The 25549-nt window shown below is 73.6% G+C and carries 18 protein-coding genes; 11 read left to right on the forward strand and 7 right to left on the reverse strand.

The features are described from left to right. Nucleotides 1-40: 40 nt before the first annotated feature. The 4 genes from FHX78_RS12555 (at nucleotide 41) to FHX78_RS12570 (ending at nucleotide 11232) form a co-directional block, all read left to right on the forward strand. Entirely contained in the window at nucleotides 41-4531 is a 4491-nt protein-coding gene (locus tag FHX78_RS12555) for a peptidase C14 caspase catalytic subunit p20 (protein ID WP_145867539.1), read from the forward strand. Nucleotides 4532-4611: 80 nt separating this feature from the next. Further along, nucleotides 4612-6000, forward strand: coding sequence for a lipase family alpha/beta hydrolase (locus FHX78_RS12560; protein ID WP_145867540.1), 1389 nt, complete (start codon nucleotides 4612-4614; stop codon nucleotides 5998-6000). Nucleotides 6001-6295: 295 nt separating this feature from the next. Next, nucleotides 6296-7918, forward strand: a complete 1623-nt coding sequence (locus tag FHX78_RS12565; protein ID WP_229923841.1) for a pentapeptide repeat-containing protein — start codon at nucleotides 6296-6298, stop codon at nucleotides 7916-7918. A gap of 113 nt (nucleotides 7919-8031) precedes the next feature. Beyond that, a complete protein-coding gene (locus tag FHX78_RS12570) occupies nucleotides 8032-11232 on the forward strand; it encodes a tetratricopeptide repeat protein (RefSeq protein ID WP_145867542.1) in 3201 nt (1066 codons plus the stop codon). 120 nt (nucleotides 11233-11352) lie between these two features. Here the strand turns inward: FHX78_RS12570 and FHX78_RS12575 are convergent, their stop codons facing one another. Together FHX78_RS12575 and mca are read right to left on the reverse strand one after the other, a co-directional pair. Beyond that, complete coding sequence (locus FHX78_RS12575) at nucleotides 11353-11595, reverse strand: hypothetical protein (RefSeq protein WP_167531749.1); 243 nt, start codon at nucleotides 11593-11595, stop codon at nucleotides 11353-11355. Further along, a complete protein-coding gene (mca, locus tag FHX78_RS12580; RefSeq protein WP_145867544.1) occupies nucleotides 11588-12469 on the reverse strand; it encodes a mycothiol conjugate amidase Mca in 882 nt (293 codons plus the stop codon). Before mca ends, FHX78_RS12575 begins: the two co-directional genes overlap by 8 nt. 149 nt (nucleotides 12470-12618) lie before the next feature. Between mca and FHX78_RS12585 the strand changes: the two genes are divergently transcribed. Together FHX78_RS12585 and greA are read left to right on the forward strand one after the other, a co-directional pair. Beyond that, nucleotides 12619-13017 (forward strand): DUF4307 domain-containing protein, encoded by a 399-nt coding sequence (locus FHX78_RS12585; protein ID WP_145867545.1) that lies wholly within the window; start codon nucleotides 12619-12621, stop codon nucleotides 13015-13017. A gap of 168 nt (nucleotides 13018-13185) precedes the next feature. After that, nucleotides 13186-13683, forward strand: coding sequence for a transcription elongation factor GreA (greA, locus tag FHX78_RS12590; RefSeq protein ID WP_145867546.1), 498 nt, complete (start codon nucleotides 13186-13188; stop codon nucleotides 13681-13683). 69 nt (nucleotides 13684-13752) lie between these two features. Here the strand turns inward: greA and ilvA are convergent, their stop codons facing one another. Then, nucleotides 13753-14982 (reverse strand): threonine ammonia-lyase, encoded by a 1230-nt coding sequence (gene ilvA, locus FHX78_RS12595; RefSeq protein ID WP_145867547.1) that lies wholly within the window; start codon nucleotides 14980-14982, stop codon nucleotides 13753-13755. A 162-nt stretch (nucleotides 14983-15144) separates the two neighbouring features. Here ilvA and FHX78_RS12600 point away from each other — a divergent pair, with 162 nt between their 5' ends. From FHX78_RS12600 to FHX78_RS12610, 3 genes are all read left to right on the forward strand, one after another. Further along, on the forward strand, nucleotides 15145-15645 hold the full coding sequence (locus FHX78_RS12600; RefSeq protein WP_145871897.1) for a MarR family winged helix-turn-helix transcriptional regulator: 501 nt from the start codon (nucleotides 15145-15147) through the stop codon (nucleotides 15643-15645). A 133-nt stretch (nucleotides 15646-15778) separates the two neighbouring features. Further along, nucleotides 15779-16285, forward strand: coding sequence for a sigma factor-like helix-turn-helix DNA-binding protein (locus FHX78_RS12605; RefSeq protein WP_145867548.1), 507 nt, complete (start codon nucleotides 15779-15781; stop codon nucleotides 16283-16285). Then, nucleotides 16282-16530 (forward strand): hypothetical protein, encoded by a 249-nt coding sequence (locus tag FHX78_RS12610; protein WP_145867549.1) that lies wholly within the window; start codon nucleotides 16282-16284, stop codon nucleotides 16528-16530. Before FHX78_RS12605 ends, FHX78_RS12610 begins: the two co-directional genes overlap by 4 nt. Nucleotides 16531-16551: 21 nt before the next feature. Here the strand turns inward: FHX78_RS12610 and FHX78_RS12615 are convergent, their stop codons facing one another. Further along, nucleotides 16552-17709 carry a cystathionine gamma-synthase gene (locus tag FHX78_RS12615; protein WP_145867550.1) on the reverse strand — a complete coding sequence of 386 codons (1158 nt, stop codon included), beginning with the start codon at nucleotides 17707-17709 and terminating at the stop codon, nucleotides 16552-16554. Between the two features lie 197 nt (nucleotides 17710-17906). On the opposite strand from FHX78_RS12615, the gene FHX78_RS12620 reads away from it, so the two are divergent. After that, entirely contained in the window at nucleotides 17907-19025 is a 1119-nt protein-coding gene (locus FHX78_RS12620; RefSeq protein WP_145867551.1) for a hypothetical protein, read from the forward strand. A gap of 31 nt (nucleotides 19026-19056) precedes the next feature. Here the strand turns inward: FHX78_RS12620 and FHX78_RS12625 are convergent, their stop codons facing one another. Next, nucleotides 19057-20097 (reverse strand): NAD(P)-dependent alcohol dehydrogenase, encoded by a 1041-nt coding sequence (locus FHX78_RS12625; protein ID WP_145867552.1) that lies wholly within the window; start codon nucleotides 20095-20097, stop codon nucleotides 19057-19059. 173 nt (nucleotides 20098-20270) lie between these two features. Here FHX78_RS12625 and FHX78_RS12630 point away from each other — a divergent pair, with 173 nt between their 5' ends. Further along, nucleotides 20271-21188 carry a helix-turn-helix transcriptional regulator gene (locus FHX78_RS12630; protein WP_145867553.1) on the forward strand — a complete coding sequence of 306 codons (918 nt, stop codon included), beginning with the start codon at nucleotides 20271-20273 and terminating at the stop codon, nucleotides 21186-21188. A 55-nt stretch (nucleotides 21189-21243) separates the two neighbouring features. On the opposite strand, the gene FHX78_RS12635 is transcribed toward FHX78_RS12630, so the two are convergent. Both FHX78_RS12635 and FHX78_RS12640 read right to left on the reverse strand, forming a co-directional pair. Then, on the reverse strand, nucleotides 21244-24567 hold the full coding sequence (locus FHX78_RS12635) for a S8 family peptidase (protein WP_145871899.1): 3324 nt from the start codon (nucleotides 24565-24567) through the stop codon (nucleotides 21244-21246). 232 nt (nucleotides 24568-24799) lie between these two features. Then, entirely contained in the window at nucleotides 24800-25483 is a 684-nt protein-coding gene (locus FHX78_RS12640) for an ABC transporter ATP-binding protein (RefSeq protein WP_145867554.1), read from the reverse strand. Nucleotides 25484-25549 lie beyond the last annotated feature (66 nt).

The following is a 25549-nucleotide window of genomic DNA, read 5'->3' on the forward strand; positions in this document are numbered from 1 at the left end:
TCAGTAAGCTTCGTTGAGCCCGTAGCTGCAGGACCTCGTCATGATACGGAGTGATGTGGGCGTTCACCCGGCGCTGGTCAAGTCCGCACGGCGGTCCTCGTCCCTGGTGGGCACCGTGGCCGTGGCCGAGTACGCGCATCCCGACCCGGACACGCGGCACCAGCTGAGACTGAGGAACGTCGCGGACGTGCGCGACCGGTTCACCCGGGTGGCGCGGACCTCGCTGGGGTTCGGGGAGAGCGTCCGCGTCGACGGGGCGGGCGCGGGGCGCGAGCAGCTGCTGGAAGGGCTCGAGGACTTCCTGGCCCACGACGCCGAGCGGAAGATCCTCTACTGGACGGGGCACGGGCTCCAACGGGGCGACGACGGCTACTTCCTCGCCTGCGCCGACTCCTGGCGGAACGGCCGCTTCGCACCGGAGCGTGCCCTCGCCCTGACCGCTCTCGTGGACCGGCTGCTGGACCCCGGGTGCGAGACCGACACCCTGCTGATCGTCGACGCCTGCTCCTCCCACGGCGGCCACCTCTCCGCGGCCCTGCGCCACGCCCTGCGCCTGGAGCGGGACAGCGTGGACCGGGCGAGGCGGAGCCGGCGGGCCGGTTTCGTCGTCGTCGGCACCTCCGGGTTCGAGGCGGAGGTCCCCGAGGGACGCTGGGTGAAGTGGCTGGAGGAGGCGCTCGCCCAGCCGGACTTCGTGGCCCCCGACCACGCCCGCCCCTTCGAACCCTCCGCCCTCTACCTTCCCGTGCCCTACCTGCTGGACGGTGTGGACGCGGCGGCCGCGGCCTCCGGCCTCGACGAACCGGCGCAGCGCCCCGGCCACACGGAGATCCGGTCGCTGCCCAACAGCTTCCTGGACAACCCCCACTACCAGGACGGCGAGCGGCGGGTGCACACCCCCGCCGTGCTGGCGGGGCGGAAGCCGTGGGTCGTCGCCGGGCAGTTCGATCTGGAGGAGGGCGGCCACCTCAGCCGTCACTTCGCGGGCCGCCGGCGGGCCCTGGGCCGGGTGGTGCGCTGGATGGACACCCGCCCGAAGGGGCTCCTCGCGGTGACGGGCCTGGCGGGGACGGGCAAGACGGCCCTGCTCGGCCGGCTGGCCCTCACCTCGCTGCCGGAGTGGCGGGAGACCCTCGGACCGGAGCTCGACCCGTCGACGCTGCCGCGCCCCGGGACCGTGCACGCCGCGCTGAGCTGCAAGGGGCAGTCGGTCCACTCGCTGGTCACGGCCCTGTGGGGCGTCCTGTCGCCGTTCGAGGGGATGGCGCCGCTGCCCGCGGGGCCGGTCACCCCGGAGCAGTGCCGTACGGCGGTCGACGCCCTCGTGTCCCGGGCGGGCTCCCTGAACCTGCTCTTCGACGCCCTCGACGAAGCCCTCCCGGACCAGGCCCACGAGATCGCGCGCCACCTGCTGAACCCGCTGTCCGAACTGTGGGGCGTCCGGGTGGTCGTCGGCACGCGGCCGCAGCCCCGCAGACGCACCACGGCGGTCGCGGAGGAGGAGTCGCTGCTGGACACGCTGGACCAGAGCGCCGATCCGGTGGTGCTGGGGGACGACGAGGAGGCGAGGACGAGCATCGCGGCGATGGCCCGGTCGGTGCTCGACACGGACGGCTCCCCGTACCGGGGGCGGGAACGGGAGGCCGACCGGGCCTGGACCGCCGGCCAGGTCGCCTCCGGGAGCCAGGGCTCGTTCCTGGTGGCCCGTCTCGCCGCCTCGGAACTCGCCCGCCGGCCCCTGGTCGCCACCGAGGCGGAGCTGTCGGCGTGGATGACGTCCGGCGGCATGGACCTGCACGAGCGCCTCGCCGAGGAGGTCGGCCACCTCACCTCGCAGCGGGGCGCGGAGCGCGCGCACGAGGTGCTGCGCCCGCTGGCCGTGGTCCAGGGCCGGGGACTGGCACCGGGCCGGACCTGGCTCTCCCTCGCCAACGCGCTGCGCGAGGACGACAGCGACGAACTGACGCTGGGCGACCTGCGGCAGGTGTGCCGGAGCGCCCACGGCGGCATCGTCGCCTCCCAGACCGCCCCGCACGACGGAGGGACGACCTACCACCTGGCGCACCCCAGCTTCGGCGAGTTCTTCCTCACCGGCGCCGGACTCGACGCACGGTCCGCCCACCGCAGGGTGGTGACGGCGCTCCGCGCTCAGGCCCGGGACGGCTGGAGCGGGGCGGACGCCTACGCGCGCGACTACCTGGGCGCCCATGCCGCCCAGGTCGGGCCGCGGGAACTGCGGGAGCTGTTCCAGGACGTCGACTTCCTGCTGCACACCAACCCGGACGTGATGCTGCCGCCGGCCTCCGCCCTGGCCCGGGACTGCGACGGGGCGGCGCTCTACGGCCGGGTCGGGGGCGCCTTCCGCGACTCCTCCTCCCCGCGGGCCCGCAAGGCGCTGCTGCGGGCGACCGCCTTCGTCAGCCACCGGGACGGAACCTACCGGGCGCTGGCGGACGCCGACGGGTTCCTGCCGTGGCGGGAGTACTGGACCGACATGCCGCCCGACCCGCTGGAATGGCGCCGCCCCGCCCCGCTGGGCGGGGCGCGGACGCTGAGCTGGCGTACCGGTACGGGGGCGGAACCGGCGGCCGGGGACACGCTGACCGCCGGCGGGCGCGGCGAGATCCTGGTCCTGCACCCGGAGTCGGGCAAGCGGCTGCTGACCCGGCGGACCGGGGAGGCGTCCGGGGAGCGCGGGAGCGCCCTCACCGAGGTGCGCGAGGTGGGCGCCGGACCCCGCTGGACCACCGTCGCCCGCGACGACCGGGCCGTCTACTTCTGGCACTCCGGCTCCCGGCTGCCCGACCACGTCTACCGCTGGGGCGGCGCCGTGGGCGCGCTGGCGGCGGCCGAGCGGGCGTCGGAGACCGTCGTGCTGGCGGCCGACGGGCAGCGGCTGTGGATGTGGTCCTGGAAGGGCGGTCTGCGCCGGCTCGGCACGCCCCTGACGGACATCCGCCTGATGGACGCGGAGCGGCTGGCCGCGCTCCCCATGGGCGCGCGGCTGTTCGCCGTGGTCGCCGGGGACCGGGCCGCGCTGTTCGAGGTCGACCGCGGCACGGCGGGGTCCGGCGGGCTGCTCGCGGAGGGCACCGGCCTGGGCCGGCTCGGGGCACCCGCGCTGGCCGCCGCCGCGACCTCCGGACCGGTGCCGGCCCCCGGCGGACGGCTGCGGGGCTGGTTCGCGGTCGCCGACGGCAGCCGGGTGCGGGTCTGGCGCTGCGAGACGGACGACGCGGCCCCCGTCGCACCGCCGGCCGTGGAACTCGTACGGGAGGTCGAGTCGTCGGCGCGGGGGCTGGTCTTCGGGCGCCACGGCGACGACCTGCTCCTCGCCGGCTACGAGGAGGTCACCGTCCGGGTCTGGGCCGTCGAGGACCCCGCGCGGGAGGCGGCGTTCCGGATGACCGCGCCCCGGGACCGGGCCATGGCCTTCGAACCCGGCGGGCAGGGACTGCTCGCCGTGGCCGACGGCCCCGACATCCGCATGCTCGACGTGGGTCCCGCGCTCGCCGCCGGGCGCGGCGGGCGGTGGCGGCCGAGCAACCAGCGGCCCGCGGTCGCCCTGGCGCAGGGCCCGGACGGGCCGCCGCTGCTGTGCCGCACCCGGGCCGAACGGATCCTGGTGTCCCGGCCGGTCCGGGACGCCCCGGCCACCGCCCCGGCGACCGTGCTCACCCACGAGGGGCTGGTGACCGCCGTGGAGGCGGTGCACGCGGGGGGCGCCTGGAACGTGGTCGCGGTGGCGGATCGCACCCTGCGGATGTGGCGTCTGGCCGAGGACCTGTCCGTCGAGGCGCGGCACGACCTGACGATCGGCGAGGACGAGGGGGACGCCGTCCCGTACCTGGGTCTCGTCGCCGACCGCTCCGCGGGCCGGCTGCGGGTCTGTGTGCCGGACGGCAGCCGCGTCGTCCACGCGGACCTGCCCGCCGACGCCTCGCGCGGCTGGCGCAGGGGGGAGCCGACCCCGGTGGGGCTGCTCTGCTGCGGCCTCGGCGCCCGCTCCATGCGGGACGGGACGTACTGGCTGGCCGCCGACCTCGGGGACGAGATCCGGCTGTGGGAACACGACGAGGACCGCCCGGTGCGCCCCCACCGCATCACCGACGTGTACCCCGCCCACCTGGCGCTGGGCGAGCTGTACGACCCGGAGGACGAGGAGTCCTTCCCGCTGCTGGCCTGGGTGGACGGGGGCGTGCTGGTGAAGGACTGCTCGGCCGGGTACGACAAGCCGGCCCAGCGGCTGCCGGGCGACCTGCCCGGTGTGACGTCGCTGGTGTTCGCGGGGCCCGCGGAGCGGCCCGTGCTGCTGGTCTGCGACGAGTGGACGGCGCCGCGGGTGTGGGACGTGCGGGCCAGGGCCTGGCTGCACGGGGAGGGGGTCCCCTGGCGCGGCTACGCCGTGCACGCCGTCGACGCCGCCCCGGACGCGGAGGGCCTGGTGGTGGCGCTCCAGGGGAACGAGCGGTGCGATCTGATCCGGCTGCCCCACGCCTTCTTCGAACCGGGCGCCGCCCACCCCACGTGACGACCCGTACGACCCGGACGATCCGTACGACCCGTGCGACCCGGACGGCCCGGACGGCCTTGTGCGACTGAGGAGGCGCAGTGGAACACGACCTCGTGGTCTTCGTACCCGGATTACTCGGCAGCCGGCTGGTCAGGGACGGCCGGGACCTGTGGGGCGAGGCCGGCGACGCCCTGCTCGGGTCCCGGCCCTCCCCGGCGGCACTGGCAGACCTGGCCCTTCCGCCGGGGCTCGGGGACGAGCCGCCCGAGGACCGGTTCCGGGTGACGGCCGACGGGCTGACCACGGCCCCGGACTCGATGCCGGGGCTGCTCTCCTGCATGGGCCATCCCGGCATCCGCGCCGCGCTCGGCGATCCGGTCGACGGCCAGTACGTTCCCTTCGCCTACGACTGGCGCCTGTCCCACCGGCTCGTCGCCGCGCGGCTGAAGGAGCGGGTGGAGCGGGAACTCACCCGGTGGACCGAGCGCGTGGACGCGCACCACCCCGGCCGCCCGGACGACCCGAAGGTCGTGCTGGTCTGCCACTCGACGGGCGGCCTCGCCGGCCGGTACTACCTGGAGTGCCTGGGCGGCCGGGAGACGGCCAGGACCCTGGTCACGCTGGGCACGCCCCACCAGGGCGTGCCCCGGGCCGTCCGCTTCCTGACCGGCCACGCCGTCGGCGACGGCGCGGACGCGCGCGCCCTCGGCGAGGTGCTGCGCGACTTCGCCCTCACCCTGCCGTCGGTGGCGCAGCTGCTGCCGTACGACGACGCCGTCCGGGTCACCGGGAAGAGCCGTCCGCGGAGACTGGACGACCGCCGGTACCCCGTCCCCGGGCTGCCCTCCGAGGCGGTCGCCGACGCGTTCTCCTTCCACCGGCGCTTCCACGCCGCCCGGGAGGCGCACCGGCGCACCGACGCCGGCGGGCGGCTGCCGTACGACGTGTACTGCCTGGGGAGCACCGCGCACCCGACGCTCCGCACCGTCGGGCTGTCGTCCGACGGGCGGCACCTCGCCGCGCAGAGCGACGGCTTCGGGCCCGGCGACGGGACGGTGCCGCGGGATTCCGCCGTCGCGGAGTGGGCCCTGCGGGACCCGGCCGACATGCTGTGGACCGACGCCCGGCACGCCGACCTGGCGGGCACCGAGGCCCTGGGCGGGAAGCTGATCGCCATCAGGAAGGGCGCCGCGGTGACCGCCAACCTCGCCGGCGACGCACGGATCACCCTGCACGCCCCCTCGGAGGCCGTCGCCGGCCGGCCCTTCGAGGCGTCCGTCCTGGGCGTCAACCTCGCGGACCGCAGACCGCGCGTCGTCATGCGGCGCATCGGAACCCGGGCCGGCGACGAGGTCGTCTTCGCCCGTGACACGGCGGGCCGGTTCCGGGCGGAACTGACGGGAGGGCCCGGCAAGTGGATGGTGGAGGCGAGGGTCGAGCGCCCGAACGGCGCCGACCGCAAGGTCGTCACCCTCTACACCGCGTGACCCCCGCCCCCCAAGACATCCCCCCGGCTGCCACAGGAGTACGGCCATCACCTCGCCCTCGTCCGAAGCCCCCGACTGGCCGCACTGCGGCCACGACTGCCGCGGCCGCCGTGTCGCCCCGCACGCGGCCTGCCTCGCCCACCTGGACGCGGACCGGCGCGCCGCGTACCTGGCCGCCCTGGAACCCGGCGCCGATCTCGACCACCGGGGCACGCCCTTCACCCAGGACCTGCTGAACGACCTGCTCGCCGCGCTCACCGACCCGGCGACCGGGCGGCACCGCCTGGGCGGTGCCGTGCTCGACGAGGCGGTGTTCAGCGGTGACGCGCAGTTCGACGACGTGGACTTCACGGGCGACTGCTGCCTCGGCGGGGCGCGCTTCCACGGCGGCGCCTACTTCAACGGGGCCGTCTTCCGGGGGGACCTCAGGTTCGGGGAGGCGACCGTCACCGGCGACGCCTGGTTCGACGACGTGGAGATCCACGCCCAAGCCTGGTTCGACCGCGCCAGGATCGGCGGCGACCTGCGGTTCGGTGCCGTACGGATCGACGGCAACGCCGTGTTCGAGGGGCTGGCCGTCGGCGGGGACGCCACGTTCAGCGGGACCGGGTTCCGGGGGCTGGCGCTCTTCACCGGGGCGGACTTCGGCGGAGCGGCCTGGTTCGACGGGGCCGGGTTCGGCCGGGAGGCGCGCTTCGACTCGGCGACGACGGGCGGCGACCTGTCGTTCCACGGCGCGGACTTCGCCGAGGGCGCCGGTTTCCCCGGGGCGACCTTCGGCGGCGACGTCGAGTTCGGCGGGAACGACATCACCGGCGACATCACGTTCCGCAGGGCGACCTTCCTGCGCACGGCGGTGCTGGGCCCGCTCGTGTTCCCCGGGCTGCTCGACCTCTCCGACGCGGAGTTCCAGTCCGCGGTGACGATCCGGGCGGCCACGCGGAGCCTGCGCTGCCGGCGGACCCGGTGGGCGTCGACGGCGGCGCTCCGCCTCCGCCACGCCTGCGTGGACGTCAGTGACGCCGTCCTGGAGTTCCCGGTGAGCATCGCCGGCCGCTCCCGCCCGTTCCTCGCGGACGACGGCGGGGAGCTGCCCGAACCGGGACTCGACGACCCCCGGGTGCGCGTCACCTCCCTGCGGGGCGCGGACGCCGCCCACCTGGTCCTCACCGACGTCGACCTGACCCGCTGCCTGTTCGCCGAGACCGTCCACCTCGACCAGCTGAAACTCGACGGGCGGTGCCCCCTCCCGCTGCCTCCGCCGGGCATCCGCCGGACCCGCCGCCGCACCCTGATCGAGGAGCACCACTGGCGCGCCGCCCGCGACGGCGCGGAGGGCTGGACGCGCGCGCCGCGGGGCGTCGAGGTGCGGGAACCCGCGGTGTTGGCCCCCGTGTACCGGCAACTGCGCAAGGCCCTCGAGGATGGCAGGAACGAACCGGGGGCGGCCGACTTCTACTACGGCGAGATGGAGATGCGCCGCCACGACCCGGAGTCGCCCCCCGGCGAGCGGACCCTCCTCGCCCTGTACTGGGCGGTCTCCGGGTACGGCCTGCGGGCGGCACGGGCCCTCGGCTGGCTGCTCCTGGCCGTCGTCGCCACCGTGCTGGCGATGATGCTGTGGGGACTGCCCCAGGACGACCCCGAGCCGGTGAGCACCGGGCGGGTCACCGGCGACCGCTTCACCCTGACCACGGACAAGCCCGACCCGGTCAACCCCCGGGGGTCGTACGGCAGCCGGCTGTCGTCCGAGCGGTTCGACAAGTCGCTGCGGGTCGTCGTCAACTCCGTGGTCTTCCGCTCCTCCGGGCAGGACCTGACCACCGCCGGCACCTACGTCGAGATGACCTCCCGCGTCGTCGAACCCGCCCTGCTCGGACTCGCGGCCCTCGCCGTCCGCAGCCGGGTGAAGAGGTAGCGCCGGCCGTCCGGGCACCCGGGGGAAGACCCGTTGATCGCACCCCCTCGCGCTGACGGCCCGTACCAAGGACACTCGTGGGCGAAGGAGTTGCCGCCGGAGGGGGACATGACATGCGGGACGGTCATCGGGCGGACGCCGAGCGGCTGTTGGCGCGGGCCGTGGAGGAGGAGGTGCGCAGATCGGGCGGGCGCACCGACGGCAAGGTGCTGCTGGCGCGGGCCCGCGGGGCGATGGAGGCGATGGCGGCGAAGGCCGCCGAGGAGTACGAGGCGTACACCCGGGCCCTGGACGAGGCGGAGGCCGGACAGCTCACCTTCCGGCAGCGCTACGCCCGCGAGGGCGCCGGGACGCCGCTGCTGGTGGCCGGGGTGGCCGGAGTCGCCGCCGTGATCGCCGACATGGCGCTCGGCACGGGCACCGGGACCGCGCTGGGAGCGGGCGTGACCGTCGGCGTCGTCGGTGCCGCGGCGACCGTGGTGAAGGTGGCCGGCGCCCATGTGCCCGCCGCCCACCACCGGGCCGGCGCGGTCGGCCAGCCGGGCGGCCCCGAGCAGTTGCGGTTGCAGTGGCTGACGGCGCTGGAGGTGCGCGGGATCCGCCCCTTCCTGGACCAGCAGCGGGTGCTGGCCGCGTCCACGGGGCCGAAGCAGACCGGGCCGCGGCTGCGCGGCGCCGACAAGAGCGCGGCGGCCCGCGGCCGCAACGTGCTGGAGCAGTCCTTCGGGCAACTGCCGGAACCGCTCGGCCCGTTCGCCGGCCGGCGGCAGGAGATGGCGCGGATCCGGCAGTGGGTGCAGGCGGCCCGCGCGACCACGGAGACCCAGCCGACGGTGGTGGTGCTGCACGGGCCGTCCGGCAGCGGCCGCACGACGCTCGCGGTGCGCGCCACCCACGACCTGAAGGACTACTTCCGCGGCGCCTGCGTCGTCGACCTGCGCGGCGACAGCCCCGGCGAGCCCCCGCTGTCCACCCGGGACGCCCTGCTGCACCTGCTGAACCGGCTCGGCGCGCCCCGCGAGCAGCTGCTGTTCCGTGAGCGGTCCTCCCCGGACCAGCAGGTCAAGCGGCTGAGCGAGCTGTACCACCAGCATGTGACCGGGATGCCGGTCACCGTCGTGCTGGACGACGCCTGCGACCCGCAGCAGGTCCGCACGCTGATCCCCGAGCGCTCCGACAGCCTGGTCCTGGTCACCGCCCGCGCACCGCTCGGCCTGCCCGACGACCTGCCGGCCCGGGTGTACCAGCTGCCGGTGGAGCCGCTGGACCCGGCGGGCGCCGAGGAACTCCTGACGGCCGCCGCGCAGGACCCCTCGGGGCCGTACGACGCCGAGTCCGCCGAGCGGGTGCGGGAGCTGTGCGGCGGACTGCCGCTGGCCCTGCGGATCGCCGGCGCGGCCCTGGGCCCGCGCTCACCGCTCGCCCTCGCCACCGACCTGGGCGCCTACGGGCCCGTCGAACCGGTCGAACGCGCCCTGTGGCTGCGCTACACCGACCAGCCGGAGACCGCGCGGCGGCTGCTGCGCCGCCTGGCGCTGGCCGGACGGGCGTCCCTGGGCGCCGCGGCCGCGGCGGCGCTCCTGGCCACCGACGAGGCGGAGGCGACCCGGCACCTGGTGGCGCTGTCCCGCGCCGGCCTGATCGACCGCGTACGGCACAGCCGCTACCGGCTGCACGACCTCGTCCGCGCCTTCGCCCTGGCCCGCCTCCTCGACGAGGAGGACCCCGCCGAGCGCACCGCGGCGCAGGAACGGCTGATCGTGAACTACGCCGAGCTGGCCGACTCGGTGCTGCGGCTGGTCGACGGCAACATGTCGACCCGCTCGGACCGCTTCAGCCCCTACGGCTTCACCTCGCTGGACGAGGCGCTGCGCTGGCTGGACGACGAGTCGAGCTTCATCACGGCCGCCCTGCGGCACGCGGAGGGCGTGAACCAGAGCGCGGTGCTGAACCTGCTCGGCGCCCTGTGCGACTACTGCCTGCTGCGCGGCGACCTGTACCGGCTCGGGGAGATCAGCGAGCTGGCGCAGGCCGTGGACGAGGGGCTGCTGGTCCGCTCGGTGCAGTGGCGCACCGGTATCGCGGCACGCCAGCTCGGTGAGCTGGACAAGGCGCGCGCGACGCTGACGTCGGTGGTGGACCTGTACCGGGAGGCGCACCACGACGCCGGTGCGGCCCGGGCGCTGACCTCGCTCGGCATCACCCTGCACCACCAGGGCAACCTGACGGAGGCGTCGGCGAAGCTGCGGGAGGCGATGGACCTCCAGGCCGCGCCCGAGCTGGCCACGGACCGCGCCTGGACGATGCACGCGCTGGCGGCGGTGGAGCGCGACCGCGCCCGGCTGTCCGAGGCGCTGGACCTGCTCACCGGGTCGCTGGTGCTGCACCGCGCGGGCGAGTCCGTGCACGGGCAGGCGTGGGCGCACTTCCAGCTGGGCCAGCTGAACCTGCGGATGGGCGACGTCCCGCGCGCACGGGCCGAGCTGGACGCCGCCCTGGAGCTGTACGGCCGTACCCGCGACGCCCGTGGCGAGGCCTGGGCGCTCACCCAGCTGGCGCGGGCCCGCCTGGTGGACGGCGACGCCTCACCGGCGGTGGAGGAGCTGCGCCGGGCCGCCGCCCGGCACCGGGACAACGAGGACGCGCGCGGCGAGGCCTGGACGCTGTACTACCTGGGCCAGGCCCTGGAGGAGACCGGCGACCTGGACCGGGCGGTGCGCGAGCTGGAACGCGCCCGCACGATGTTCTCCCGCATGCGGGACGTCTACGGTCTGGCCTGCGCCCGGCACCACTCGGCGCGGGTGACCCGCGACCAGCGGGCGGCGCAGACCGGGTCGCTGCGCAACTCCGGGTTCGCCCGCCAGCTCCTGGTGGACGCCCGCGCCGACTTCCAGCGCATCGGGGTGGCGCACGGGGAGGCGTGGACCTGCCTGGAGCTGGCGGTCGTCGACGCGGGCAACGCCCGCACGCAGCAGGCGCTCGCCCTGTGCGACGAGGCGGTGGGCCTGTTCGTGTCCTACGGCGACCGGCGCGGCGAGGACTGGGCGCGCTTCCTGCGCTGCACGCTGCTGCCGTACGCGGCACCGGGCGGCACGGAGGTCGGTACGGCGGTGGCGCAGGAGGAACTGGCGCAGCTGGGCCGCGCCTCCCACCCCTCCCGCGACGGGAAACTGGCGGACTGCGTGGAGGCCTACCAGCTCCTCCTGGAACGCGGCGTCACGCTGGAGGCCGGCTGGCAGGCCTGGCACCTGGGCCTGTACCCGACCCGGCACGCCCGCGAGATCATGGGCGTACCGGTGGACCCGGAGGCGTAGCTCCCCGCGCGAGGGGCGGCCGCTGGGGGCCAGGTGGGGAAGGGGGGCGCGACGGCACCCGAAGGCGCCGCGCACCCACCCCGGCACCGGGACCCACCCGTACCGCCTACCGCTCAGCCGTCAGGCCCGCTTCTCCGCACCGTTCGACACACCGGCGTCCCGCGGCTCCGACTCCCCCTCCGGGAAGTCCACCCGCCCCATGTGCCGGTTCATGGACTTCATCAGCCCCCACACCGCCAGAGCCATCACCGCGAACACGATGAACCCGAGGACACCGGGGGTCACCTTGTCCTCGTCGAGCTCCTTGGCCAGAGGCACCAGGTGGGTCATTGCCAGGCTTGCGCTTGCGCTCATGTCAGACATTGTCCCGGATGCCCGCGAAGAGGTCGTCCTCGGGGAGGGATGTGTCGACGAGCGACTTGGCGAGCTCGTACTCCTCCGTCGGCCAGACCTCCCTCTGGAGGTCCATCGGCACCCGGAACCAGCCCCCGTCCGGATCGATCTGCGTCGCGTGCGCGATCAGCGCCTTGTCCCGGATCTCGAAGAACTCGGCACACGGGACGTACGTGGTGAGCGTGCGCTCCGTGCGCTCGAACTCGCTCCACCGCTTCAGCCAGTCCCCGTACGGCGACTCCAGCCCACGGTCCAGCATGGCCTGGTGCAGCGCCTCGGTGCGGGGCCGGTTGAAGCCCTGGTTGTAGTACACCTTCAGCGGCTGGTACGCCGGGCCGAACTCGGCCTCCGGGTACTTCGCGGTGTCCGCCGCGCCCTCGAACGCCACCATCGTGATCTTGTGGGTCATGATGTGGTCGGGGTGCGGGTAACCGCCGTTCTCGTCATAGGTGGTGATCACCTGGGGACGGAACGCGCGGATCTTGCGGACCAGCTCACCGGCCGCCTTGTCGACGTCCTCCAGGGCGAAGCAGCCCTCCGGCAGCGGCGGCAGCGGGTCCCCCTCGGGCAGCCCGGAGTCGACGAACCCGAGCCACTCCTGCTTCACCCCCAGGATCTCCCGGGCCTCGTCCATCTCCTTCTTGCGTACCTCGTGGATGTGCTCCTCGATGTAGGCGTCGCCCTGCAGCTTCGGGTTGAGGATGGAGCCGCGCTCCCCGCCCGTGCAGGTCACCACCAGCACGTCCACCCCCTCGGACACGTACTTCGCCATGGTGGCCGCGCCCTTGCTCGACTCGTCGTCGGGGTGGGCGTGCACGGCCATCAGTCGCAGCTGGTCAGTCAAGACTCAATCCTCAAGTCGGTCGGCGCCCTCCGTGCGGCGGCGCGGTAGCAGGCTTCTATAGTGACCGAATCGGGGGACGAATAATTCCGGGGTTTCGCACTCCGGCGCCTGCCAGGGGACGCCCGTCCCCTCCTGCCGAGGAGACGATCATGAGTACGCCGAGCACGCGGCTGCCCGAGGGCCGTTACGGCCGCTCCTCGGACGAGCGTGCCGACCGCACCCTCAAGGCCGTCGGCGCCGTCCTGGGGGTGCTGCTCCTCGCACTGGTCGGCTGGTTCGGGTACCACTACGTCGCCCAGAACGAGATCAGCGCCGAGGTGATCGGCTTCGAGCTCTCCGACGACGCGGTGAAGGTGCACCTGGAGGTGCACAAGGACGCGGGGACCGCCGGCTACTGCACGGTGCGCTCGCAGGCCGAGAACGGCGCCGAGGTGGGCCGCGCCGACTTCCGCTTCGCCGCGGACGCCACGCGCGTCGACGAGGTCGTCACCCTGCGCACGGCCTCCCCCGGCACCACCGCCGAGCTCGTCGGCTGCCACGCCGAGTGAACCGGCGAGGAATACCTGCGCGCTGACCTGCGCTGACATGAGTCTGGTGGCTTATGTCCTCCCCCTACGGTCCCTGAATTGTTAGGCTCGTGGTTTCGCCCATCCCTGGAGGAACATGCTTGAGGGGAGGGCGATGCTTTGTATTCCCAGTACCTACGAGGAGCACCTGTGACCCAGACCAGCGAGAACGTCACCTGGCTGACCCAGGAGGCGTACAACAAGCTCAAGGACGAGCTTGAGTACCTTACTGGTCCCGCGCGCTCGGAGATCGCCGCCAAGATCGCCGCCGCGCGCGAGGAGGGCGACCTGCGGGAGAACGGCGGGTACCACGCGGCCAAGGAGGAGCAGGGCAAGCAGGAGCTCCGTGTGCGCCAGCTGACCCAGCTCCTCGAGAACGCGAAGGTCGGTGAGGCTCCGGCGGCCAACGGCGCGGTGGCGCCCGGCATGGTCGTGACGATCGCCTTCGACGGCGACGAGGACGACACGCTGACGTTCCTGCTCGCCTCGCGCGAGTACGCCAGCTCGGAGATCGAGACCTACTCGCCGCAGTCCCCGCTCGGCTCCGGCGTGATCGGCCACAAGGTCGGCGAGGACGCGGAGTACGAGCTGCCCAACGGCAAGAAGGCCTCGGTGAAGATCCTCAAGGCCGAGCCGTACAGCGGCTGACCCGGCCCGCGACACCCCGACGAGCCCCCGGAGCCCCCAGCGGCGCCGGGGGCCTTGTCGTGCCGCGCGTCAGCCGATGACCGTGTAGCCCGCCTCGCGCAGGGCCTGGCCGACCTCGGTGCAGTGCGCCGGGCCCTTCGTCTCCAGGTGCAGCTCGACCTCCGCCTCCGTGAGCCCGAGCCGCGGATCGGTCCGCACATGGCTCACGTCGAGGACGTTGGCGTCGGCCGCCGACAACGTGCCGAGCAGCGACGCGAGGGCGCCGGGCCGGTCCGTCAGACGCAGCCGCACGGCCAGGTAGCGGCCCTGGGCCGCCATGCCGTGCCGCAGCACCCGCTCCATCAGCACCGGGTCCACGTTGCCGCCGGACAGCACCGCGACGACCGGCCCCTCGAAGGTGTCCGGGCGGCTCAGCAGGGCCGCGACCGGGCTGGCCCCGGCCGGCTCGACGACCAGCTTGGCCCGCTCCAGACACAGCAGCAGGGCGGCCGACAGCTCGTCCTCGGTGACCGTGCGCACCTCGTCCACCAGCTCGTCGACGATGCCGAACGGCACGTCCCCGGGCCGTCCCACCTTGATGCCGTCGGCCATCGTCACCGGGTTGCGCACCGACACCGGACGCCCGGCCGCCAGCGAGGGCGGATACGCCGCCGCGCCCGCCGCCTGCACCCCGACGATCCGCACGTCGGGCCGCAGCGCCTTCACCGCGACCGCGATCCCGGCCGCCAGCCCGCCGCCGCCCACCCCGACGACGATCGTGCGCACCTGCGGGCACTGCTCCAGGATTTCCAGCCCCACCGTGCCCTGGCCCGCGATGACGTCCGGGTGGTCGAAGGGGTGGATGAACACCGCGCCGGTCTCGTGCGCGTACTCGGTCGCGGCGGCCAGCGTCTCGTCGACCACCTGGCCGTGCAGGCGCACCTCGGCGCCGTACTCCCGGGTCGCGCTGATCTTCGGCAGCGGGGCACCCTTCGGCATGAACACGGTGGAACGCACCCCGAGCAGCGACGACGCCAGCGCGACACCCTGCGCGTGGTTGCCGGCGCTCGCGGCGACGACACCGGCGGCCCGCTCCTCGGGCAGCAGCCCGGCGATCCTCACGTACGCGCCGCGCAGCTTGAACGATCCCGTCCGCTGGAGGTTCTCGCACTTCAGGTGCACCGGGGCCGCCACGGCCCCGGACAGGTGCCTGCTGCCCTCCAGCGCGGTCGTGCGGGCCACGCCCGAGAGCATCTTCCGCGCGCCGCGCACATCGTCGAGAGTGACGGTCCGCAGGGCGTCGGCCGTGCTGTAGCTCATGACTCCAGCATCGCAGTTCGCCGGCGGCGGCGACCGGTGTGACCAACCCGCGGACTCGGCTTTGCGCAGCCCCGGTACGACCCGCCCTCCATCCGCGTACCCTGTCCCCCAATTAGCAGCCCTCCACGAAGTGAGCCCCCGGCCATGCCCACACCACCTGACATGTCGATGGACATGACGACGGACCTGTCGGCCGTCGGTGACACCGGTCTTCTCGACACGCTGCAGCACGAGGTGGCGTTGTTCGCCCGCCGCGCGGAACAGACGCGGCTCGGCGGGGTCGGCCAGGTGCGCAACTCGATGGACCGCGCCGCGTACCTGCTGCTCAACCGCCTGGACAAGGAAGGCCCGATGGGCGTCAAGGCGCTCGCCGCGAGCATGGGCATCGACTCCTCGACGGTCACCCGACAGGTCGCCCCGCTCGTGGACACCGGCCTGGTCAAGCGGACCTCGCACCCCGAGGACGGGCGGGCGGTCGTGCTCCAGCTGTCCCCGCGCGGGCAGGCGCGCCTGGAGGAAGTGCGCTCCTCGCGGCGTCAGTTGATGGCCGAGTTGACACACGACTGGGCGCCGGAGGAGCGCGAGGCGTTCTGCGCGCTCCTGACGCGCTTCAACAGCGCGCTGTCCTCCCGGATGTCCATCCAGGACCGGGTGGACTCCTGAGCCCCGGGGGCCGCGCCCCGGCCCCCCTTTCGGCCCCGCGGGCCCCTGCGCGCGTGCACGTCTCTTGACCCCGAGGCGCACCCTGGCCTGATATGAGAACCAAGGGCTCTCTCAGCGGTGGCGGGAGGCGCGGTTGCGACCACGGCACGCGTCCGGAAACGTTCCCCGCGCCCGCGAGTTCGAGGCGTACGTCGCGGGCGCGGGCGGACGGCTGCTGCACACCGCGACCCTGCTCACCGCCGAGGCCCGGGACGACAACCCGCGCGCGCGGCGCCTGCTCACCCTGGCCATGGCCCACACGTACGCCTCCTGGGACCGGCTGCGCGGCGAGGATCCCTACGACCACACCCGCCAGTACCTGGCGACCCGCTTCGCGCGCGGCGCCTGGCACCGGCACGGGGGCCTGCTCCGCTCCCGCCCCCACCCCGGGAGCCCCGTGGCCCGGCTGACCCCGCGGGAGCGCCTGGTCCTCGTGCTGCGGCTCCACGAGGGCGTCGCCGAGGAGCAGACGGCGGCGCTGCTCGGCCTGCCCGCGGAGCGCGTGCGCACGGTCTTCCACCGCGCGATGGCCACCGTCCTGCGCCCGCCCCCGGCACCGGCCGCGCCCGCGCCCGGCGGCGTCGGGAGGGTGCCGTCATGACCCGGATGAACCGCGAGGCGACCGTGCGGCGGCTGCTGGAGCAGGCGCCGCCGCCCGTGCCGCCCGGCCTGCACGCGGAGGCCGCGCGCCGCGGGGCCCGGCTGCTGCGCCGCAGGACGCTCGCCCGCCGCGCGATGTGGCTGGTGCTGCTCGCGGTGACCGTGGTGTTCGTGGTGTGGGCGCTGACGGTCCGCCCCTGGGTGGAGCCGCCGTCGGAGACGACTCCACCCCTGACGGTCTGGTGACCGGCCGGCGCGGTCCGGCCGCTAGCGGCCGAGCGCCTGCTGGAGGTCCTCGAGCAGGTCGTCGACGTTCTCGATGCCCACGGACAGGCGCACCAGGTCGGCCGGGACCTCGAGCGCGGAGCCGGCCGCGGACGCGTGCGTCATCCGCCCCGGGTGCTCGATCAGCGACTCGACGCCGCCCAGCGACTCGCCGAGCGTGAACACCCTGGCCCGGTCGCAGACCGCGACGGCCGCCTCCTCGCCGCCCTCCACGCGGAAGGAGACCATGCCGCCGAAGGCCCGCATCTGCTTGGCGGCCACCTCGTGACCGGGGTGGTCCGGCAGCCCCGGGTACAGGACGCTCGTCACGCGCGGGTGGCGGGTGAGCATGTCGGCGATCTTCGTGGCGTTCTCGCTGTGCCGGTCCATGCGGACCGAGAGCGTCTTGGTGCCGCGCAGCACCAGCCAGGAGTCGAAGGGCCCGGCGACCGCGCCCATCGCGTTCTGGTGGAACGCCAGCTCCTCGCCCAGCTCCGCGTCACCGGTGATCAGCGCGCCGCCGACGACGTCCGAGTGGCCGCCCATGTACTTGGTCAGGGAGTGCACGACGACGTCCGCGCCGAGCGCCAGCGGCTGCTGGAGGTAGGGCGTGGCGAAGGTGTTGTCGACGACGAGGCGGGCGCCCGCGTCCCGGGCGACCTGGGCGACGGCGGCGATGTCGGTGATGCCGAGCAGCGGGTTGGAGGGGGTCTCCACCCAGACGACCTTGGTCCTCGGGGTGAGGGCGGCCCGTACGGCGGAGGGGTCGCTGGTGTCGGCCACCGACCACTCCACGCCCCAGCGGGCGACGACCTTGGCGAAGAGGCGGAACGTGCCGCCGTACGCGTCGTTCGGGATCACCACGTGATCGCCGGGGCCGAGCAGCGTACGCAACAGGCAGTCCTCGGCCGCCAGTCCGGACGCGAACGCGAGGCCGCGGCGGCCGCCCTCCAGGGCGGCGAGGTTCTCCTCCAGCGCTGTCCTGGTCGGATTGGCGCTGCGGCTGTACTCGTAGCCGCCGCGCAGGCCGCCGACGCCGTCCTGCTTGTAGGTGGACACCTGGTAGATCGGCGGGACGACCGCGCCCGTCAGGGGGTCGGCGGTGTTGCCCGCGTGGATCGCGAGCGTCTCGAAGTGCTGACTGATGTGCCTGTCGCTCATGGGCACCGAGGGTAGTGCGCGCGGCGCGCGGATGCCGGACCCGGAGCGCGCTCGGAGCGTGCGCGGGTTCCGGGAAGGGGTCGGGAAGGGCGGCGAGAAGGGGTCGGGGCGGGCTCGCGGGGGCGGGTGCCGGGAGTTCTCCACAGGTTCGGGGACCGGGTTGGCCAAGTGTCGGCGCGGTCTGGTTCGCTGGTGGCATGGAGATTCTGTGGGTCCTGATCGCCCTCGTCATGCTCGGCTTCGTGGTGCTGCCGTTCCTGCGGCGCCGGCGCGGCGCGGTCGGGCTGGTGCCGCCCGGCCACCCGGACGCGGCGGACCCGGCGAACTACGGCTTCGCCCGCGAGGAGGAGCTGGACATCCGCATGCCCGGCCCCGACCAGGACCTGCTGGACGTCCTGGACCTGGTGCAGCGCACCCAGGACCACCGGGCGGCGCAGCAGCTGCTGGCCGGCACGGCCGCGGAGGGCGAGCCGCGCTGGCAGCGCGTCCAGGCCTTCGCGGGCGCGGCCTCGCTGGAGCTGAGCACGCGGCCCGGCGGAGTGAGCGAGGCGCCGGGCGGACAGTGGCTGCGGGTGTGGCGCACCGAGGCGCCCAAGGACGCGGGCGGCGCGGCGGTGCACGCCGAGTTCCTGGTGCAGCAGGCGTGGCGTACGGCGGCGCCCGGGACGGACGAGTTCCGGATCATCATGGAGGAGGCGAGGGCGGCGTGCGGCGAGGCGGCGCTGCTGGCCCCCGGTGACCCGGTCCCGTACATCGTGGAGCTCTCGGTGGCCCGCGGGCTCGGCTACTCGCAGCCGGAGTTCGAGCAGCTGTGGCTGAAGATCCTGGACCGCGCGCCGAACCACATGGGCGCCCACCTGGCCGCCCTGCACTACTGGTGCGAGAAGTGGCACGGCTCGCGGCAGCAGGCCTACTCCTTCGCGGAGGCCGCGGCGGCCAGGGCACCGCAGGGCTCGCTGCTCGCCGCGATGCCGCTCTTCGCGGTGTTCGAGCACCTGCCCGAGGTGAACCTGGTCAGCGGCTTCTACCGGAGCGAGGTCGTCACCAAGGCGATCCACGGCGCGCTGCACGCGGTGCACTCGGCGCGGCCCGACGACCCGATGCTCGCCCATGTGCGGCACCTGCTGGTCTTCTTCCTGGTCCGCGCCGAGCGCTGGGCGGAGGCCATGAGCCAGCTGATACACGTCGACGGCCACGTCGGCGCCCTGCCCTGGACGCTGTCCCGGGACCCCGCCGCCGAGTTCGCCGTCTACCGCGCCCTGGCGGTCGCCGGCTACGAGGCGAACGGCGGCAGCCCGGCGACCCTGCCGCACTGACGCGTGCGGCGGCCGCCGGGCCGGGGGTGGCTCAGATCGTCGCCGTGTCGATCACGAAGCGGTAGCGGACGTCGCTGTTCAGGACCCGCTCGTAGGCCTCGTTGATCTCCGCGGCACCGATCAGCTCGATCTCCGCGCCGATGCCGTGCTCGGCGCAGAAGTCCAGCATCTCCTGGGTCTCCCGGATGCCGCCGATGCTCGACCCGGCGAGGGTCTTGCGGCCGCCGATCACCGAGAACAGGTTGAGGGAGACGGGCTCCTCCGGGGCGCCCACGTTCACCAGCGCGCCGTCCGTCTTCAGCAGCGACAGGTACGCGCCGAGGTCGAGCGGGGCGGAGACGGTGGAGACGATCAGGTCGAGGCTGCCCCGCAGGTTCTCGAAGGTGGCCGGGTCGGCGGTGGCGTAGTAGTGGTCGGCGCCCAGCTTCAGGCCGTCGTCCTTCTTGCGCAGGGACTGCGACAGCACCGTCACCTCGGCGCCGAGCGCGTGCGCGATCTTCACGGCCAGGTGGCCAAGGCCGCCGAGCCCGACGACGGCGACCTTCTTGCCGGGACCGGCGTTCCAGTGCCGCAGCGGGGAGTACGTGGTGATGCCCGCGCACAGCAGCGGGGCGGCCTCATCGAGGGAGAGGCCCTCGGGGATGCGGACGACGTAGTTCTCGTCGACGACGATGGTCCGCGCGTAGCCGCCCTGGGTGGGCAGGCCGTCCCGGCCGATGCCGTTGTAGGTCATCGTGGCGCCGTTCAGGCAGTACTGCTCCAGGCCCGCTCGGCAGTTGTCGCACTCGCGGCAGGAGTCGACCATGCAGCCGACGCCCACGCGGTCGCCGACCCGGAACCTGGTGACGCCGGACCCGACCTCGGACACCACACCGGCGATCTCGTGGCCGGGGACCATCGGGAAGATCGCCTCGCCCCAGCCCTCACGGGCCTGGTGGATGTCGGAGTGGCAGATGCCGGCGAACTTGATGTCGATCAGGATGTCGTGCTCGCCGACCTCGCGCCGCTCGATGGTCGTCCGCTCCAGCGGAGCCTTGGCGGCGGGTGCGGCGTACGCGGCAACAGTGGTCATGCGGGGGTTCTCCTCGTGACGTCGTGCGCCCGGCTGCCTTCTGTCCGGCCGGGCACGGCCTCCAGCCTGCGCCGATCGCCGCGCCTCACCCAGCCCACGCTTCTTCGTACGTTGGCTGTGCGTACCACTGGCGGGGACAGGATGGTGCGCGTACGACCGGGAATACTGGAGTCATGGACGAGCAGCACACCGATCCGGCCGGTCCCGCGGGCGCCGGCCTCGACCCGCGGGCGGAACTCAGCGAGTTCCTGCGCACCCGGCGGGCCCGGCTGAAGCCCGGGGACGTGGGCCTGCCGGACTTCGGGCGGACCCGCAGGGTGCCGGGACTGCGCCGGGAGGAGCTGGCGCAGCTCGCCGGGGTGTCGCCCGCGTACTACACGCGTCTGGAGCAGGGCAACGGGCAGAACGTGTCGGCGGAGGTGCTGGACTCGATCGCGCGCGCCCTGCGCCTGACCGACGCCGAGCACGCCCACCTCACGCACCTGGCGAAGCCGAAGCGGCTCAGGAAGAAGCAGCCGGCCCGGTCCCAGCAGCCCCGCGCGGCGCTGCGGCAGCTCCTGGAGTCGATGGACACGGTCCCGGCGTACGTGGTGGGCCGGCGTTCCGAGATCCTCGCCTGGAACCGGATGGCGGCGGCGCTCTTCGGCGACTGGGGCGGGATGCCGGCGCCGGAGCGGAACTGGGCGCGGCTGGTCTTCCTGAACCCGGACTACCGGGAGCTGTTCGTGGAGTGGGAGCAGAAGGCGTCCGACATGGTCGCCTATCTGCGCATGGACGCGGGCCGCCGTCCGGACGACCCCCAGCTGTCCGCCCTGGTCGGGGAGCTCTCGGTCAAGAGCGAGGAGTTCCGGCGCCTGTGGGCGGCGCACGACGTCAAGGAGAAGAGCCACGGCGTCAAGCACCTCCGGCATCCGCTGGTCGGTGAGCTGACGCTGCTGTGGGAGTCGTTCCGCCCGGCGGGCGACACCAGCGAGCAGTCGCTGGTGACGTACTTCGCCGAGCCGGGCTCGCCGTCGGCGGAGGCGCTGCGGCTGCTGGCCAGCTGGGGCGCGGACGCGCACCGCTCCGGCACGTCGGCGCCCACGGCCTGACACACGGACGGCCCGCCGGAAGCAGAGCTTCCGACGGGCCGTGCGCGGTCGGGTCCTACTTGCCGTAGTAGGCGTTGTAGATCGAGATCGTCGACTTGTTGCCCTTCTTGTCGGCGATCTTGGCGTGGAAGGAGATGGCCTTCCCCTTCGCCGGGTTCTTGACCGAGATGCTGCCCTTGTTCACGGTGACCTTCTTCCAGGTCTTGCCGTAGTCGTAGGACACGTACACCGACAGGGACTTGAGGTTCTTGCCCTTGGCGGCGCCCTCCACGGTGACCGGGATCTTGGCCGTCTTGCCGGCCGCGACCTTGCTGTCCAGCCCGGTGGCCGCGAGGAAGCGGGCCGTGGAGGCGGGCAGCTGGGTGAGGTCGCTGGTCTTCTTGGAGCGGAAGGACCAGCTCGCGTCGATCCGGGTGGAGGCGGCGGCGACCTTGGCGCTGCGCTTGACCGAGGTGGTCAGCTTGTACGCGGCGTCACCGGACGGGACCTTGAACTCCCCGTCGCCGAACAGCGGGTCGTCGTTCGAGCCGACCTTCTTGCCGTCACGGTAGAGGGTGGTGGTGGCCGAGGTGAACAGCGAGGAGCCGGCGTGGCCCTTGCCGTCGGCGAACAGCGGGATGAGGCCCGAGATGCTGTTGCCGTCCCGGAACAGCCCGTAGTCCGCGGTCAGACGCGGCTGGAAGACGGCCGTGTTCACGGTCTCGGAGTAGCTCTTGCCGGCCTTGTAGCCCTTGCCGTAGCCGACGGAGTAACCGGCCTCGGTGATCGGCCAGCCTTCCTCGTCGAGACCGCCCTGCTGCTCGAAGTCGAGGTCCCACTTGACCCCGTTCGCCGTGGACAGGTGCAGGACGCGGGTGCCGGGCAGGGTCTGCGGGATGCCGATGGAGGAGGCACCGCTGCTCGCCGGCAGCCAGCCCACCGCGCCGAGAACGCCCTTCTTGCCGCTCGCCGCCGTGCCGAGGCCGACCTTCACCGTGGCGAGGTCGCCCGCCTTGTAGGCGCGGTTGTAGCCGGTGGCGAGCTGCTTGACCTTGCCGCCGGCGACGGTGTCGTACTGCTCCTTGGCGCCCTTGCTCCAGTGGGCGTCCCACTGCTGGCTCAGCGAGCCGTCGGTGATCTGCGGACCGAGGTGGGCGGAGCGGAAGTTGTCGTACGACTCCAGCCACCAGCCGAAGGCGTGCGCACTGTTCTTCGTCTCGACGGTGTAGTCGGCCGAGGCGAACTCCGACTTGACCCCCTTGGCCGGCACGGTGATCTTCACCGGCTTGGCCTTGCGGGCGTCCAGCGTGATCGTCGTCTTCTTGGTGACGTTCAGCTTCGGCTGGGCCAGCCAGTCGGCGCCCTCGTACTTCTCCGGGTCGGAGCCGACGAAGATGCCGGTGTCCAGGACGTAACCGCCCTTGGGCACGCGGACGGTGACGGTGCCGTCGGTCTCGTAGGGCTGGTACCACTGCCCGGCGCCCAGACCGGTGAGGCCGGACAGGCTGGCGTTGTAGTTGCCGGCCGGCTTGCCCGCGCGGTCGAGGAGCTTCAGCGTCACGTCGTACGACTCGACCTCGCGCTGCACCGCGGCCGCCGTGCGCACGCTCTGCCCGCCGCCGGTGGCGACCACGTACGCGGAGTACGCGCCGTCGACCGTGCCGCCGAGCCGGGTGTCCACGGTGAGGTCCACGGAGGCCTTGCCGCCCGCCGGGACGGTGACCGAGGTGGCACCGAGCTTGAAGAAGCCGGCCGGGGCCGCCTTGCCCTTGGGGTCGGTCGCCGTCGACGCCAGCTTCAGCGTGACGTCCGTCGTGCCGAGGTTGCGGTAGGTCAGTGCCTTGGTGACCGGCTTGTCGTCGGTGTGCGGCCACTGCTGCACGCCGAAGCTCAGCGACACCGGCTCGGCGATCACCGTCTGCTGGACGGCCTTGTCGACCTGGATCCGGCCCGAGCCCTGCTCGAACGGCGTGTACTTGCCGCCCTTGGTGGAGCCGGTGAGGGCGCCCTTCAGCTCCGCGTACGTCCACTCCGGGTGCTGCTGCTTCAGGATCGCCGCCGCGCCCGCCACGTGCGGGGTCGCCATCGACGTACCGGAGATGGTCATGTAGCCGGCCGGCTGCTCGCCGACCTCCTTGGCGATGTCGTTGCCCTCCGCCGAGGCCGCCGTGATGTCCACGCCCGGCGCGGTGACGTCCGGCTTGATGGCGCCGTCGCCGAGACGGGGGCCGGTGGAGGAGAAGTCGGCGAGCGCGTCCTTGTCGTCGACGGCGCCGACGGTGAGCGCGGCGTCCGCGCTGCCGGGCGAACCGATCGACCGCGGGCCCTCGTTGCCGGCCGCGATGGCGAAGAGCACGCCCTTCTCGGCGGACAGCTTGTTGACCGCCGCCTCCAGCGGGTCCACCTCGGCGGTGTCCATGCCGCCCAGGCTCATGTTGACGACGTCGGCGCCCTGCGCGGCCGCCCACTCCATGCCGGCGAGGATGCCGGAGTCGTCACCGAAGCCCGCGTCGTCGAGGACCTTGCCGTTGAGGATCTTCGCGCCGGGCGCGACGCCCTTGTACTTCCCCTTGGACTCGGCGCCCGTACCGGCCGCGATGGACGCGACGTGGGTGCCGTGGCCGACCTTGTCACCGGCGGTGGCCGCGGAGGTGAAGTTCTTGGACTCGGTCACCTGGCCCTTGAGGTCCGGGTGGTTGGCGTCGACACCGGTGTCCAGCACGGCGATGGTGACGCCCTTGCCGTCGTAGCCGGCGGCCCACGCCTTGGGGGTGCCGATCTGCCCGACGGAGGTGTCCAGGCTCGCCTCGCGCACCCCGTCGAGCCAGACGTGGGCGACACCGGCGGCGGTCCGGTCGCCGTCGGTGACGGCGTCCCACAGCTCGGGCGCGTCCTCGTGCGGGGTCTGCACCGCGTCCGCGTTCAGGGTCTTGAGGGTCCGGCGGAGCGTGCCCGCGTCCCGGACCTCGGTCTTGGCGCCCGCCGCGCTGCCCTGGTAGCCGACGATGACCTTCAGGCCCCGCTTCTGGGAGCCGCGGGTCGTGGCCCTGTTGAGTTCGGTGATGTCGAACAGTCGCTGGTCGAGCTTGCCGCTCGCCACCAGCCGGGCGGCGTCCGCCGGCACCACGAAGGTGTGGCCGCCGGACCTGCGGACCTGCACGGGTATGTGCTCCCGGCCCTCCGCGCGCTCCAGTCCGACCACACGGCCCTTGGCGTCCACCGCGACCCGGTCACCGGTGATCAGCGTGATGCGGTGCTTGGCCTTGAGCGCGGACGCCTTCGAGGACGTCTGCGCCCCGGCGGTCGTGTGCCCCCCGTCCGCCGCCGCCGGACTGGTCATGCCCGCCGCGAGCGCGACGGCCGCCGCCGTGGCGACCGTGGCCGCGCACGCTCTTTTCACTTGTCTGCGCAAGGTTCCCCCTAGCGAAGTCGCCGGGCGCACAACACATCACCCGGCCGGGGGTGGTCTCGTACGCATGCGCGCACCCCCCGGATCACGCAGTATGCCGAGGGGTGATCACGCGTCTCAAGGCACTTCGGGGGCCTGGACGAAAGGTGCGGAAGTCGACGGACGGCTGTAACGCCACCGCCGGAACTTCGTTACCGAACCGAGGGGTTGGGCCTGCGCGGGGTCAGGTCCGGGCGTTCTCCCGCACGGTGATCCGCCCCTTGCGGATGGTCGCCACGCGCGGCGCCCGCTTCGCGAGGGCCGAGTCGTGGGTGACCATGACGAAGGTCAGCCCGAGCTCCTTCCACATCCGGATCAGCACGTCCATGATCTCGTCGCGCGTCGACTCGTCGAGGTTTCCGGTGGGTTCGTCGGCGAGCAGCACCTTCGGCTCCTTCACCAGCGCCCGCGCGATGGCCACCCGCTGCTGCTGACCGCCGGACATCTCGCCCGGCAGGTGGCCGAGCCGCTCGCCGAGCCCGACCGACGCCAGCGCCTCGGCGGCCTTCTCCCGGCGCTCCCTCGCCTGCACGCCGAGCGGCACGAGGGCGGTCTCCACGTTCTCCTGCGCGGTGAGCGTGGGGATCAGGTTGAACGACTGGAAGACGAAACCGATGCTCTCACTGCGGACCCGGGTGAGCCGCGCCTCGGGCAGCCCGGCCAGGTCGGTGCCGTCGAGGACGATCTCGCCGGAGCTGGGCCGGTCGAGCCCGCCGAGCATCTGCAGCAGCGTGGACTTGCCGCCGCCCGTGGGCCCCTGGATGACGAGCCGGTCGCCGTCGGGGATGGTCAGGTCGACGCCGTCGAGCGCGTGGACGGTCTCCTTGCCACGCGTGTACCGCCGGGTGACGCCGCTGAGTTGGTACATGGGTCTCCTCCTGGATCGCGTACGGGGGTGGGGCCCGTCCCTCGTGGGGCGGGCCCCGGTGCCGGT

Source organism: Streptomyces capillispiralis (assembly GCF_007829875.1).
Lineage (GTDB): Bacteria > Actinomycetota > Actinomycetes > Streptomycetales > Streptomycetaceae > Streptomyces > Streptomyces capillispiralis.